The organism is Pseudaestuariivita atlantica, from assembly GCF_001205715.1.
Lineage (GTDB): Bacteria > Pseudomonadota > Alphaproteobacteria > Rhodobacterales > Rhodobacteraceae > Pseudaestuariivita > Pseudaestuariivita atlantica.
This window is the reverse complement of the sequence record NZ_AQQZ01000001.1, coordinates 620,769-633,458: the sequence shown is the minus strand read 5'-3', so window position 1 is coordinate 633,458 and position 12,690 is coordinate 620,769. Positions and strand designations below refer to the sequence as shown.

Sequence of the window (12,690 nt, the reverse complement as noted above, 5' to 3'; positions counted from 1 at the left end):
TTGCATGATCGACCTTTATTACTGGCCCACTCCGAATGGATGGAAAATATCCATTTCTCTCAACGAGATGGAGCTCGATTTTCAGACGCATCTGGTGAATATCGGGCAAGGTGACCAGTTCAGGCCGGACTTTTTGAAGATCGCGCCGAACAACCGGATGCCGGCGATCGTGGACCATGACGGGCCGGACGGGGCGCCGGTTTCGGTCTTCGAGTCCGGTGCGATCCTGCTCTACCTGTCTGAAAAGACGGGGCTTTTCGGCGGCAAGACGGCGCGGGAGCGGATCGCGGTCAACGAATGGCTGATGTGGCAGATGGGCGGAGTGGGGCCGATGGCGGGTCAGGCGCACCATTTCCTGAAATTCGCGCCACGCGCCGATCCGCCGCGGGACATCCCCTATGCCAAGGACAGATATCGCAATGAAACCGGTCGGTTATACGGCGTTCTTGACAGGCGTCTGGCCGACAACGAGTTCGTGGCGGGCGATTTCTACAGCATTGCGGACATGGCGATCTGGCCGTGGGCCTCGTTATGGGAAGGGCAGCAGCAGACGCTGGACGACAAGCCGCACCTTGCCCGCTGGCTGGACCAAATGGCGGCGCGGCCGGGCGTGCAGGCGGGGCGCGCGCTGCATGCCGAGCTGCGGAAGGATCCCGGCCCGAAATAGCGGGGCGTTCTGCTCGAATTACACAGAATACCCCCCGAATCTGAGCAGATCGCCTAGCCCGCGACTGGAGTGCGCGCGGGGCGTTCACATCGTGTTCACGAAGGGCTGATCGGGGCGGCGCGGCGCGCGGTAGCGCAAGGTTTCGTCAGGATTTGTCGCCTTGCCCGCCTTCATCCTCGAACGCGCCGAGGGAGGCGAACTGGAACCACAGGAAGGCGAAGAGCGCGATGGGGAAGCCGAAGGTTTCGATCTTGACCCAGAGGTCGGTCGACATCGTGCGCCAGATGATTTCGTTCGCGACGGCAAGCGCGATGAAAGCCAGCATCAGGCGGCGCGTCAGCGTCATCCATGCCTCGGGCTTGAGCGGCAGGGCGTCCGACAGGACATAGGCGAGGTAGCTTTTGCCCTGCACCAGCCCGATCCCCAGCAAGGTGGCGAAGAAGCCGTAGACCAGCGTCGTCTTCATCTTGAAGAAGCGTTCGTCGTTGAACCACCACGTGAGCGCGCCGAAGAAGACGACGATCACGGCGGTGAAGATCTGCAGGCGCGACAATTGCCCCGTCAGTTTCCACAGGATGCCCATGGCGATCAGCATGATCGGGACGAAGATGATGGTGGCGACGATGAAGCCGGAATACTCGACCCCGCCCCAGGTGAAGACCTGGTCGCGCAGGCGCAGGTAGATCACGAAGAACGCAATCGGAGGCCCGAGTTCGAGCAATTGTCGCAGGAAGGGGTTGATCTCGCGCGGGGTCTGGTCAGCCATGGGCCCCATTTAGGCACATGGCGCGGCGGGGGCAACGGCGATTGCGGGACGCGGCCCGCGAGCGGTGCAAGCATTTTCGAAAATGCTTGCCGCCTAGCCGCCGAATTCGACGATGACGGCCCCGGCAGCGATCAGGCACATCAGCGCGGCGCGGCGCGGGCCGACGGTTTCGCCCAGGAGCGCCCAGCCGAGGATCGCGGCGAAGACGGTGGAGCTTTCGCGCAGGATGGCGGCCTCGCCCACCTTGTCGAGCCGGGTGGCGAGGATGACGAAGCCGAAGGAGCCATAGGCGATGAGCGCGCCGGCGAGGCCGCGGCGCAGGAGCGGGCCCGGTTCGACCGGGTCGCGGCGCCAGCGCAGGTAGCCGATCACGGGGAAGTCGAGCGCGGTGATGAAGAAGAACCATGCGAGGAAGGTGAAGGGGTTGGGCGTGGCGCGGATGCCGTAGGCGTCCCACGTGGTATAAAGCGCAACCAGCCCGCCGGTCGCCACCGCGAACCAGAGCGCGGGCGCCAGCGTGTCGCGCGCCACGGTGATGGTGTGCAGGTTGTAGGCGGCCAGCCCGAAGATGCCCGCGAGCACGACCGCCACGCCGAGCCACTGGGTCGGCGAAAAGGTCTCGCCGAAGATCAGGTAGGCGCCGACCACGGTGAAGAGCGGCCCTGTCCCGCGCACCACCGGGTAGACCACGGTGTAGGCGCCGCGCGAGTAGGCCAGCGCCATGCCGACCTTGTAGGCGAAGTGGATGACCAGCGCGCCGAAGATCAGGATCCACTCGGTCCCTTGCGGCCATGGCACGAGAAACAGCGCCATCGGGGCCGAAAGCACGGCGAGCCAGCCGTCGATCGCGCCGCGCGTGACCCATGGGTCGTGGCGGCCCTTTTGCAGGGCACCGAAGAGCGCGTGCAGGAAGGCCGAGCAGAGCGCGAAGATCAGCGCCGCGCGGGTGCCGGCGGGCGTGCCTTCGATGGAAAGGATCAGGTCCGCGATGGCCAGCCGCCGGGGGCGCGGCCCCCGGACCCCCGAGGTATTTCGGAACCGAAGAAGGTGGGACGCGTGCTCATCGGCCGAGGTCGTGACCCGTGAGGGCGGCGGCGAAGTCCTGCGGGTCGAAGGGGGCGAGGTCGTCGATCTTTTCGCCGACGCCGATGGCGTGGATCGGCAGGCCGAACTTGTCGGCGAGTGCGACGAGGATGCCGCCGCGGGCGGTGCCGTCAAGCTTGGTCATGACGAGGCCGGTGACGTCGGCGAGTTTCTGGAACGTCTCGACCTGCGCAAGCGCGTTCTGGCCGGTGGTGGCGTCGAGGACGAGGAGCGTGTTGTGGGGGGCGTCGGGGTCCTGCTTGCGGATGACGCGGACGATCTTGGCCAGTTCCTCCATCAGGTCGGCGCGGTTTTGCAGGCGGCCGGCGGTGTCGATCATCAGAAGGTCGGCGCCGTCGCGGCGGGCCTGTTCCATGGCATCATAGGCGAGCGAGGCAGGGTCGGAGCCTTCGGGGGCCGTGAGGACCGGCACGCCGGCGCGGTCGCCCCAGACCTGCAATTGTTCGACCGCCGCCGCGCGGAAGGTGTCGCCCGCGGCGATCACCACCTTCTTGCCGGCGGCGCGGAACTGGGAGGCAAGTTTGCCGATGGTCGTGGTCTTGCCCGACCCGTTCACGCCCACCACCAGCACGACCTGCGGTTTCTGGGCGTAGAGCGGCATGGGTTTGGCGACGGGCTCCATGATGCGGGCAATCTCGTCGGCCAGGAGGCCCTTGATCTCGTCGGTGGAGAGGCGTTTGCCCATGCGGCCCTCGGCCATGTTGGCGGTCACGCGCAGGGCGGTGTCGACGCCCATATCGGCGGTGATCAGGAGCTCTTCGAGCGCTTCGAGCATGTCGTCGTCCAGCTCGCGCCGGACGACCTGGCGCGGCGCGGCGCGGCCCATGAGGCGGCCGAAGAAGCCGGGGCGTGCGGGAGCGGCCTCTTCGGCGACGGGGGTCGGGTCGGCGGCGGGTGCGGGGCGTGGCGGTTCGGGGGCCGGGGCCGGTGCGGGTTCGGGTGCCGGGACGGGCGGGAGGTCGGGTTTGGGTTCAGGGGTCGGTTCGGGTTGGGGTGCGGGGTCCGGTGTGGGCGCGGGTTGGGGTATGGGTTCGGGCGCGGGGTCCGGTGGCAGGTCGGGTTCGGGGGCCGGTGCGGGCTCCGGCGGCAGGTCGGGCGCGGGGGCCGGCTGGGGGATGTCGTCGGGTGCGGGAGGTGCGGCGGGGGCGAGATCGGGGGCCGGGGCGAGGTCGGGCTCGGGCGTGGGGGCGTGAGATACGGGGGCCGGGGCGGCGGAGGCCGGGGATGGGAGCGGATCGTCCGCGAGCGGATCGGCGGCGACGGGCGCGTCGTCGCGCGGGGTGGCGTCGGGCACGTCGGCGACCGCTTCGGAGGGCGTCTCCATCCGGTCATCGACGGGCGTGACCTCCTCTTCGACCGTTTCCTCGACCCCGCCGTCTTCGACGATCGCATCGAGCCCTTCTTCGAGGCGCGACGAGGATTTGAAGAGACGGTTTTTGAGTTTGCCAAAGAACGACATGCGCGGAGCCTTACGTGGAGCCTTCAATTCCCCTAAACCTGTTGGTGAAAATGATAAAGGGAAGAGGCATGCGTGCGAGACTTCTCCTTTTTCTCATGCTGTGGGCGGGTCCGGCATGGGCCGATCCGCGCGAGGGGTGGTGTTCGTCGGGCGAGTGGGATCACGTCATGTGCATCCGGCCGGCGCATTTCGTGCATGACACCTGCCAGGCGCTGGATTATTTCGCGCGGGCGCACGGGCTGAACCGCTATTTCTTTACCCGGCTGATCTGGCAGGAGAGTCGGTTCGATCCGAACGCCTTGAGCCCGGCGAACGCGATGGGGATCGCGCAGTTCATCCGGTCGACGGCGAAGCTGCGCGGGTTGCGCGACCCCTATAATCCGGCGGAGGCGCTGGAACACTCGGCGGAATACCTGGGCGAGATGCAGCGGCGCTACGGCAATATGGGACTGGCGGCCGTGGGGTATAACGGGGGCGAGCGGCGGGCCGAGGGGTTGATGCAGGGCGGCGGGCTGGCGCGGGAGACGATTAATTACGTGCGCATCATCACCGGGTTGACGGCCGAGACGTGGCGGGACACGCCGCCGGACAAGCTCGACCTGCGGCTCGATCCCGGCAAGGGGTTTATCGAGGCCTGCCATGCGCTGGCGCGCGGGCGGCGCCTGACCAAGCTGAAGATCACCCCGCCCGAGCCGGTGCTGAAACCGTGGGGCGTGCAGCTGGCATGGGGCACGACGCAGGCCAAGTCGAAGGCCGCGTTCCGGCGGCAGACGGCGGCCTGTCGCGGTGCGGTGAAGGGCGAGCGGGTGGATTACGTGAATGTGCGCAACCGGGTGCGCACCAAGCCCGCCTACGTGATGGCGCGGATCAGCCGGAACACGCGCAAGGCGGCGGACCGGTTCTGCAACAGCCTGCGGCGGGCGGGCTGTACCTGCGCCGTCTATTCAAACCGCCAGTAGCCCCAGCGTGAGCGCCTGAAGAGCCGCGTGGTAGGTGAGCCAGATCGCCACCCCCTGCCCCGTCCAGCGCCGGTCGAGGAAGGTCTGCTGCCCGATCAGCGCGTCCGACAGGACGAACAGCGCCGCCCCGGCGAGGATGAGCGGCAGCGCGGGCATGGGTGGCAGGGCAAGCGCGGCAAGGCCCATCGCGGCGATGATCGCCACATAGCCGATCACAGGCAGGCACAGCGGACCGGCCTGCCGCGCGAAGGCACGGCCGAGCCACAGCGCGAGGGCCACGAGGGCAATCGCCGCGAAGGCGCGCACGGGTATGGCAAGGATGGCGGGATCGGCCCCGGCGCCGGCGAAGAGCGCGATGAAGCCGATATGGGCGAGGCCGAAAGCGGCCATGCCTGCGAGGAACGGCCTTGATCCCCGGAAGGCCAGCGCGATGTCGCCGAGGGCGGCGGCGACCAGCGCCAGCGCGAGGAGCGGTGCGGCATTGAGTGCGGCCAGAAGCGCAAGCGCGAGGGTCGAGGCGCCCTTGCCCGCCGCGCGCAAAGGCCCCTCGGCGGGCGTGAGGAGCGTCAGCAGCGCAAGCGCGGCGGCGAGAGGAGCAAGGGAGAGCGCGGTGAGGTCGGGCAGCATGGGATCGGTCGGGTCGGGATGAGAGGTGGATAGCGCAGGCGGATGCGCGAGGGGTGGCGAAACCGGTCGGGTTTGTCGAAAATCCGACATGAAAACACCCAACGCCTACCGAATTTGTTAATATACTCGCGCCCATCAAACACGGTCAGACCAGAGGTGCCCCGCGTGCTGTCCCGATTGCCCCGACTGGACATGTCGATGATCCGTCCCTCCCGCATCGCGCTGTCGCGCTTTGCGCTGGCGACGCTTGTGCCGGCCTTCCTCCTGGCGGTGGCGGCGCTGGCGGGCGGTGTCTGGCCGCTGATCGCGGTCCTGTCGATGACGGCGCTGGTCGTGGCGCTGGATTACCTGATCATCGAGGAAGGCCCCAAGGAGGGCGTGGAATTCCCGGCGGAGCCGTGGCTGGCGCAGGCGCTGGCATGGGTGCATTTCGTGCTGTTGGCGCTGGGGGTCTGGGCGCTGTCGGGCGCGACCGGTCTGGGCGCGGGAGAGCGGCTTTTGTTGTTCGTGGGCCTTGGCCTCTATTTCGGGCAGGTCAGCAATTCGAACGCGCACGAGTTGATCCATGCCGGGTCGAAACGGCTGCGGCGGCTGGGCATGTGGGTCTATATCTCGATGCTCTACGGCCACCATGCCTCGGCCCATGTGCGGGTGCATCACGTGCATGTGGGCACCGAGGCCGACCCGGCCAGCGCCGAGGTGGGCGAGAGTTTCTATGCCTATGCGCGGCGGGCCTGGGTCGACGGGTTCCGCGCCGGGTACGAGGCCGAGCAGGACCTGACCGCGCGCGGGACGAAGCGGCGGCTGAACCCTTACGTCGCCTATGTGGGCGGCGCGGTGGGGATGCTGGCGCTGGCGGGCGCGATCGGCGGGTTCGGCGGCGTTCTGGCGCTGCTTGGGCTGGCAGGATACGCGCAGGTGCAGCTTCTGATGTCGGATTACGTGCAGCATTACGGGCTGCGCCGCAAAACGCTGCACGGCACCACGCTGGAGCCCGTGGGGCCGCAGCATTCGTGGAACGCCCCGCACTGGTATTCGAGCGCGCTGATGATGAACGCGCCGCGCCATTCCGATCACCACGTGCATCCCGGCAAGGGATATGCCGACCTGCAGCTGGAAGACGAGACGCCGATGCTGCCTTATTCCCTGCCCGTCATGGCCACGCTGGCGCTGTGGCCTGCGGGCTGGCGCAAGGTGATGGACTGGCGCGTCGTCTACTGGACCTGAACGCGCGGGAAATCGCCGCCGCGCGCGGGGATGTGACTGGCCGGGCGGGCGGCTCTCTGTCAGGATCGGCGGCATGAGACACGCGCTTCTGACCGCCCTTCTTCTCGCCACGCCCGCGACTGCCCAGACGCCGATGACGGCGGAGGAGTTCGAGGCCTACACCACCGGCAAGACGCTCTATTTCGGCAGCCGGGGACAGGCCTACGGGGCCGAGGAATACCTCGACAACCGGCGGGTGCGGTGGTCCTTCCTCGACGGCAAGTGCAAGGAGGGCATCTGGTACGAGGAAGCGGGGCTGATCTGCTTTGTCTACGAGGACCGGCCCGAGCCGCAATGCTGGAGTTTCGTGAAGACGGGCGACCGGCTGACGGCACTGTTCCAGGACGAGCCGGGCAATACCGAGCTTTACGAGGCGCGGCAGAGCGACGAGCCGATGATGTGCCTTGGCCCCGATGTGGGCGTCTGACCCGCCCTAGTCGGGCAAGTCCCCGCACTCGAGCGCAGTAGCGAAGGAGCCGCGCCCGGCATGCGCGCCAAGGTCGCGCTGGGTGATGTCCGAGCCATCGAAAGTCAGGGCCAGCACACGGCGCCAGTCGGCGGAGGCGACGATCATTTCCGGCCCCGCGCCGCAGTCGCGCAGGCCGCCGGCGATGTCGACCTCGCCGATGCGGTGGTTGGTGACGCCGGGCAGTGCGCCCACGGGCGCCAGCGTCACGGTCGCGCCGTCGGCGGCATAGCGCCAGATGCGCAGGGTCTTGGCGAGGTGCGGGCGGTCGACATAGGCGATCTCTGCCACGCCGTCGCCGTCGAGGTCGCCTGCCCCCACCACCGCCAGCCAGCGGAACCGGGTGCCGATGAAGGGTGTGGCGGCGCGCAGGGCCAGCACGTCGCCAAAGATGCCATAGACCGCCAGCCGCGCGCCCTGCCGTTCGTGGCTTTCCACCACGATCACCTCCGCCTTGCCGTCGCCGTCAAGATCGGCAAGGCGCGGCGCGGTGTCTTCGAACACGATCGTGTCGGGCCAGCGCAGGCGCAGGACGCGGCCATCGGCGCGCACCACTTCGAGCGCGGCATTTTCCACGTCGTCACCGAGGACCCCGTGGGGATAGCGCGTGGTGGGTTCCGCATAGCGGGCCTCAACCGGGTCGGAGGCCGCCAGACCGGGTGCAACGGCCGCCAGCGACACCGCCAGCCACAGGCCCGGACGGCAGAGCGCGCGGCGGGCCCGCGCGGGCCACGGGCGCGACGGCTGGCGCCGCGCCTTCATCATCAGATCTGCTTTTCGGGCATCTGCACGACCAGCCCGTCCAGCGCGTCGGTGACCTTCAACTGGCAGGTCAGACGCGAGCGGGTTTCGTCGGGCTCATAGGCGAAATCGAGCATGTCGACTTCCATGTCTTCCTTGGCGGGCAGTTTCTCCACCCAGTCGGGATGCACGTAGACGTGGCAGGTCGAACAGGCGCAGGCGCCGCCGCAATCGGCCTCGATGCCGGGGATGTTGTTGTCCCGCGCGCCTTCCATGACGGTCAGGCCGTTCTTGACCTCCACCACGTGCTCGGTGCCGCCATGTTCGATATAAGTGATCTTTGCCATCGTCAGCCTCATTGCTCCTCAACTCGCACAGAGGTGTAGCCTTCGCACGGAAAAGTCCAGCCCTTGGCGGGGCGCGGTGCGTGTTCTATATTCGTTCTCATGCCCGCGACCGGAGACCCGATGACCCCCGCCCCGCATCACCGCCCCGATCTGCACTGGCCGCGTCCGCCCTCGTGCCTGCGCGCGGACCAGCTGGACCTGCCGCCGAACGGCGCGCGGGTCTGCGTGGCGGGGCTGGTAATCCTGCGGCAACGGCCGGGCACGGCGAAGGGCGTGATCTTCATCACCCTCGAAGACGAGACCGGCGTGGTGAACGTGATCGTCTGGCGCAAGCTGTACGAACGGTTCCGCCGCGCGGTGATCGCCGGGCGCTGCCTGAGGGTCACGGGCCGGATCCAGCGCGAGGGCGGCGTGTGCCACGTGATCTCGGAAGTGATCGAGGACATCTCGCCGATGCTCGACCGGCTGCTCGACCCGGAAGACACACTTTCCGAGAGCCTCGGATAATCCCTTTCTGGAAAGCCTAAACCGCGTTAAATTCCTTGCAAAAATCGCGCGAGGCTTCGAGCATGCACCGCCCGCCAACCCTGTCCATCGTGGCGCTGGCCATACTGGTCTACACCACGGGATGTCAGCCTGTCGTGGCGCCCGAGGACGGGCCGCCGCCCGCCCTGCCCCTGTCGGCGGGGTATATCCTGCCGCCCGAAGGCGCGGCCGAGGGCACCTGCTGGGGCCGCGCGCTGGTGCCCGCGATCATCCAGACCGTGACCGAACAGGTGAACCGCTCCCCCACCGTGCTGAACCCCGACGGCAGCGTGATGCGCGCCGCGACCTATGACACGGTGGTGCGGCAGGAGATCCTGCGCGAACGCGGCGAACACGCGTTCGAGGCGGTCTGCGAGAACGCCCTGACACCCGAACTGGTGGGATCGCTGCAGCGCGCGCTGCAGGCGCGCGGCGCCTATGTCGGCGACATCACCCAGCGCATGGACTGGCCCACGCGATCCGCGCTGAAGACCTACCAGCGCACCACCGGCCCCGACAGCGACATCCTGTCGATCGACCTTGCGCGCAGCCTCGGCCTTGCCGCCGTCGACCGCGCGACGCTCGACTGACGCACCACATCCCCGCCCTGCAATGAAAAAGGGCGCCCGGACCATGTCCGCGCGCCCCGAAATCCACATGAGTGGGGGTCTGGATCAGCCGTCGTCGAGGCCAAGCGCCACGAAGCGCGGCTCGTTGGCGCGACGCACCAGCAGCAGGAGCGATTTGCGGCCCGCCTCGCGCGCCTCGTCGATCCGGGTGTTGAGGTCCGCCAGTTCCGCAACCTTCTGCTGGCCCGCCTCGGTGATGACGTCACCGGCGCGCAGGCCCTTTTCATAGGCCTGGCTGTCCTCGTCGACATCGGTCACGACGAGGCCGGTAACCTTGTCGCCCAGTTCCAGCTGCTCGCGCAGCTCGTCGGTCATCTCGGACAGGGAGAGGCCAAGGATGTCGGCGGTGGCCGGTCCCTGGTTCTCGTCCTCGGCCTCGGGCACCGGCATGGAGGCGTTCACCGCCTCTTCCCGGCGGCCCAGCGTGACCTTGACCGTTTCGGTCTGGCCGTTGCGCAGGATGGTGACGCGCACGGTCTTGCCCACGGGGCTGTTGCCCACGGTGCGGACGAGGCCGCGGGTGTCCTCGACATCGACGCCGTCGAAGGTGAGGATGACGTCGCCGGTCAGGATGCCGGCATCCTTGGCCGGGCCGTCGGGCACGTTCGACACCATCGCGCCGCGCGCCTCGTCAAGGCCGTCGATCGCCTCGACCATGTCGTCGGTCACGTCCTGGATCGACACGCCCAGCCAGCCGCGACGGGTTTCGCCGTATTCCTTCAGCTGGTCGATCACGCGGGTCACCACGTTCGACGCCATCGAGAAGCCGATGCCGATCGAGCCACCGGTGGGCGACAGGATCGCGGTGTTCACGCCGATCACCTCGCCGTTCATGTTGAACAGCGGCCCGCCCGAGTTGCCGCGGTTGATGGCGGCGTCGGTCTGGATGTAGTCGTCATAGCTGCCCGACAGGGCGCGGTTGCGCGCCGACACGATCCCGGCCGAGACCGAGAAGCCCTGCCCCAGCGGGTTGCCCATCGCGATCACCCAGTCGCCCACGCGGGCGGTGTCGCTGTCGCCGAAGGGCACGAAGGGCAGCGCGCGGTCTGCTTCGACCTTCAGGAGCGCGAGGTCGGTGTTGGGGTCGGTGCCGACCAGTTCGGCGGGCAGTTCGTCGCCGTTGAAGAACTCGATCAGAATCTCGTCGGCGTTCTCGATGACGTGGTTGTTGGTCACCACGTAGCCGTCTTCGGAGATGACAAAGCCCGATCCCAGCGCCGAGGACCGGCGCGGGCGCTGGCCGTCGGGGCCGTTGCGATCACGGAAGTCGCGGAAGAAATCCTCGAACGGGGAGCCATCGGGCACCACGCCGCGCGGTGTCGCGTCGCGGGCGACGGTGGTGGAGGTGGTGATGTTGACGACCGACGGGCTGATCGCTTCGGCGAGGTCGGCGAAGCTTTCATGGGTGCCGCGCGCGGCGACGTCGGCTGCCGAGCCGAAGACCATCAGCACGGACACGGCCATCGCGCCGACCACCGCGGTGATCCGGCGCGCAGGCCGCATAATGAGGGTTTGGTTGTCAGGGTGCACTCTCTCGAACTCCTCTGGTGACTTTTGGGCGCTTTGGTTTTTCAAGGATAATAGCGCCATGGCATGCAACGTCGATACAGGATGTGACCGTCAGGCCACAAACCCTGAAATGATCGCTCACCGCATAGTGAAACGGGCGCGGACCGGCGCCGGGTTCGGCGCCGAAAAGCGCCTTTACCGTCGCGCATTTTCACGAATCCGAGAGGTGGAACGCGGCCTAGACGAAGAGGAAATCGGCCACCGTGAGGGGAATCACCCCGTCGAGCTCCACCGCGAAATCGGCGATTCCATCGCCGTTGGCATCCGCCTCGACCCGCGTGACGCCGCCTGTCACCTCGAACCGGACATCGCCGGCGGTGTTGGTGAAGGCCGCGCCGCCGATGAACTGGCCGGTTTCGAAGAAGACCAGCGTATCGTCGGCGGCCACGAAATCGACGATGGTTTCGGTCAGGATGGTGGTCGGACTGGCATCGTCGAACATGTACCAGAACTCGTCCGCGCCTGCGCCGCCGAACAGCCGGTCGATCCCGCGATCGCCGATCAGGGTGTCGTCGCCCGCGTCGCCGCGCAGCACATCGCGCCCGCCGTCGCCGAGGATCCAGTCATCCCCCGCGCCACCGCGCACCGAATCCGGGCCGTTGGTGCCGTCGAAGCTGTCGTTACCGGCATCGAGCGCGATTAGTCCGGTCATCGACGCGCCGGGGTCGTCACTGACGACCGAGTCGTCGCCCTGCCCGGTCGACAGGAACCCCGTGAACGAACCGTCGAGCGTGACGGTATCCGCGCCCACGCCGAGGAGTATGTCGCCGGACGCGGTGCCGCCCGAGAAGATGTCGAAATCGTCGTCGCCGCGCCAGAGGTCCATGATGTTGGCGTGGAAGGTGCCGGTGCCCGAGACCTCGACATTCTCGCGCCCCTGCCCGCCGATGATGACCTGCGAGGTGACGCTGCCGCCCGAGAAGATTTCAAGGTCGCGCAGGCCGTATTCGCAGAACAGGACGCTGCCTTCGAACGCGCCGTACACGTATACCGCGCCTTCGATGTAGAGATCGCCCATCATGTCCGAGATGATGGTGAACGCGGTGTCTTCGTAGACTTCGACCAGCGCGCCGAACGTGCCCGAAGCGAGGTCGAGCGTCAGCGATCCGTCGTAGATTCCGAAGGTGCCGGTGCCGTCGGCGGTGCCCTGCAGCACGGTGTCGCCGAAGATGTCGATGTCGTTCGTGCCCGTGGCGAGGTGGTTGCCGACGACGATGCGTTCGTTGACCGTGCCGCCGCCAAGCGACGCGCCGTCGGTCAGCGTCAGGTCATCCCCTTCGACCACCAGCCTGCCGTTCGACGAAAGGCCGGTGAAGCTGAACGCGCCGGCGGTGTTGTCGATAGCAAGCGAGAAAAGCTCTACCCCCGACACGTGCAGATCGTTGCCGGACGTGAAGGTCGTGGGCGTGCTGGTACCCGTGTCGGTAAATCCGCTGTCGCCCAGGGCCAGCGTCAAGGTATCGAGAAATCCAAGTCGCGTCGTGTTCGTCAGATTTGCCATGCTGCCCGGTGCCCCCGTCTGTCCCACGCGCGGCAGGGTGCCGCAGGGTCAACGCTATGACGTT

Annotated in this window: 14 protein-coding genes; 6 read left to right on the top strand and 8 right to left on the bottom strand. The window is 67.5% G+C overall.

Annotated features, from left to right (window positions below):
* The first annotated feature begins 4 nt into the window (after positions 1–4).
* Positions 5–667, top strand: coding sequence for a glutathione binding-like protein (locus ATO11_RS03075; RefSeq protein ID WP_050529323.1), 663 nt, complete (start codon positions 5–7; stop codon positions 665–667).
* A gap of 145 nt (positions 668–812) precedes the next feature.
* Here the strand turns inward: ATO11_RS03075 and ATO11_RS03070 are convergent, their stop codons facing one another.
* The 3 genes from ATO11_RS03070 to ftsY all read right to left on the bottom strand — a co-directional run bounded on the left by ATO11_RS03070 (position 813) and on the right by ftsY (position 3,996).
* The gene (locus ATO11_RS03070; RefSeq protein WP_050529322.1) at positions 813–1,433 is read right to left on the bottom strand and encodes an inner membrane-spanning protein YciB; all 621 of its coding nucleotides are present in this window, start codon (positions 1,431–1,433) and stop codon (positions 813–815) included.
* A 93-nt stretch (positions 1,434–1,526) separates the two neighbouring features.
* On the bottom strand, positions 1,527–2,423 hold the full coding sequence (locus tag ATO11_RS03065) for a DMT family transporter (protein WP_050529439.1): 897 nt from the start codon (positions 2,421–2,423) through the stop codon (positions 1,527–1,529).
* Positions 2,424–2,493: 70 nt separating this feature from the next.
* The gene (ftsY, locus tag ATO11_RS03060; protein WP_050529321.1) at positions 2,494–3,996 is read right to left on the bottom strand and encodes a signal recognition particle-docking protein FtsY; all 1,503 of its coding nucleotides are present in this window, start codon (positions 3,994–3,996) and stop codon (positions 2,494–2,496) included.
* 68 nt (positions 3,997–4,064) lie between these two features.
* Between ftsY and ATO11_RS03055 the strand changes: the two genes are divergently transcribed.
* Positions 4,065–4,955, top strand: coding sequence for a transglycosylase SLT domain-containing protein (locus ATO11_RS03055; RefSeq protein WP_050529320.1), 891 nt, complete (start codon positions 4,065–4,067; stop codon positions 4,953–4,955).
* On the opposite strand, the gene ATO11_RS03050 is transcribed toward ATO11_RS03055, so the two are convergent.
* Complete coding sequence (locus tag ATO11_RS03050; protein ID WP_050529319.1) at positions 4,941–5,582, bottom strand: lysoplasmalogenase family protein; 642 nt, start codon at positions 5,580–5,582, stop codon at positions 4,941–4,943. The two genes, ATO11_RS03055 and ATO11_RS03050, sit on opposite strands and share 15 nt — an antisense overlap.
* Before the next feature lie 192 nt (positions 5,583–5,774).
* Here ATO11_RS03050 and ATO11_RS03045 point away from each other — a divergent pair, with 192 nt between their 5' ends.
* Together ATO11_RS03045 and ATO11_RS03040 are read left to right on the top strand one after the other, a co-directional pair.
* Positions 5,775–6,809 (top strand): alkane 1-monooxygenase, encoded by a 1,035-nt coding sequence (locus ATO11_RS03045; RefSeq protein WP_242601336.1) that lies wholly within the window; start codon positions 5,775–5,777, stop codon positions 6,807–6,809.
* A gap of 73 nt (positions 6,810–6,882) precedes the next feature.
* Positions 6,883–7,275, top strand: coding sequence for a hypothetical protein (locus ATO11_RS03040; RefSeq protein ID WP_050529318.1), 393 nt, complete (start codon positions 6,883–6,885; stop codon positions 7,273–7,275).
* A 6-nt stretch (positions 7,276–7,281) separates the two neighbouring features.
* Here the strand turns inward: ATO11_RS03040 and ATO11_RS03035 are convergent, their stop codons facing one another.
* Complete coding sequence (locus ATO11_RS03035) at positions 7,282–8,079, bottom strand: FG-GAP-like repeat-containing protein (RefSeq protein ID WP_082176106.1); 798 nt, start codon at positions 8,077–8,079, stop codon at positions 7,282–7,284.
* Complete coding sequence (locus ATO11_RS03030) at positions 8,079–8,402, bottom strand: 2Fe-2S iron-sulfur cluster-binding protein (protein ID WP_050529436.1); 324 nt, start codon at positions 8,400–8,402, stop codon at positions 8,079–8,081. The genes ATO11_RS03035 and ATO11_RS03030 overlap by 1 nt, the downstream gene beginning before the upstream one ends.
* A gap of 99 nt (positions 8,403–8,501) precedes the next feature.
* On the opposite strand from ATO11_RS03030, the gene ATO11_RS03025 reads away from it, so the two are divergent.
* Together ATO11_RS03025 and ATO11_RS03020 are read left to right on the top strand one after the other, a co-directional pair.
* Positions 8,502–8,909 carry an OB-fold nucleic acid binding domain-containing protein gene (locus ATO11_RS03025; protein ID WP_050529317.1) on the top strand — a complete coding sequence of 136 codons (408 nt, stop codon included), beginning with the start codon at positions 8,502–8,504 and terminating at the stop codon, positions 8,907–8,909.
* Between the two features lie 62 nt (positions 8,910–8,971).
* On the top strand, positions 8,972–9,517 hold the full coding sequence (locus tag ATO11_RS03020; protein ID WP_082176105.1) for a peptidoglycan-binding domain-containing protein: 546 nt from the start codon (positions 8,972–8,974) through the stop codon (positions 9,515–9,517).
* A gap of 84 nt (positions 9,518–9,601) precedes the next feature.
* Here ATO11_RS03020 and ATO11_RS03015 read toward each other — a convergent pair whose 3' ends face one another.
* Positions 9,602–11,059: a DegQ family serine endoprotease gene (locus ATO11_RS03015; protein ID WP_050529316.1), complete on the bottom strand. Its 1,458-nt coding sequence runs from the start codon at positions 11,057–11,059 to the stop codon at positions 9,602–9,604.
* A 244-nt stretch (positions 11,060–11,303) separates the two neighbouring features.
* Complete coding sequence (locus ATO11_RS03010; RefSeq protein WP_050529315.1) at positions 11,304–12,626, bottom strand: calcium-binding protein; 1,323 nt, start codon at positions 12,624–12,626, stop codon at positions 11,304–11,306.
* Positions 12,627–12,690: the final 64 nt, after the last annotated feature.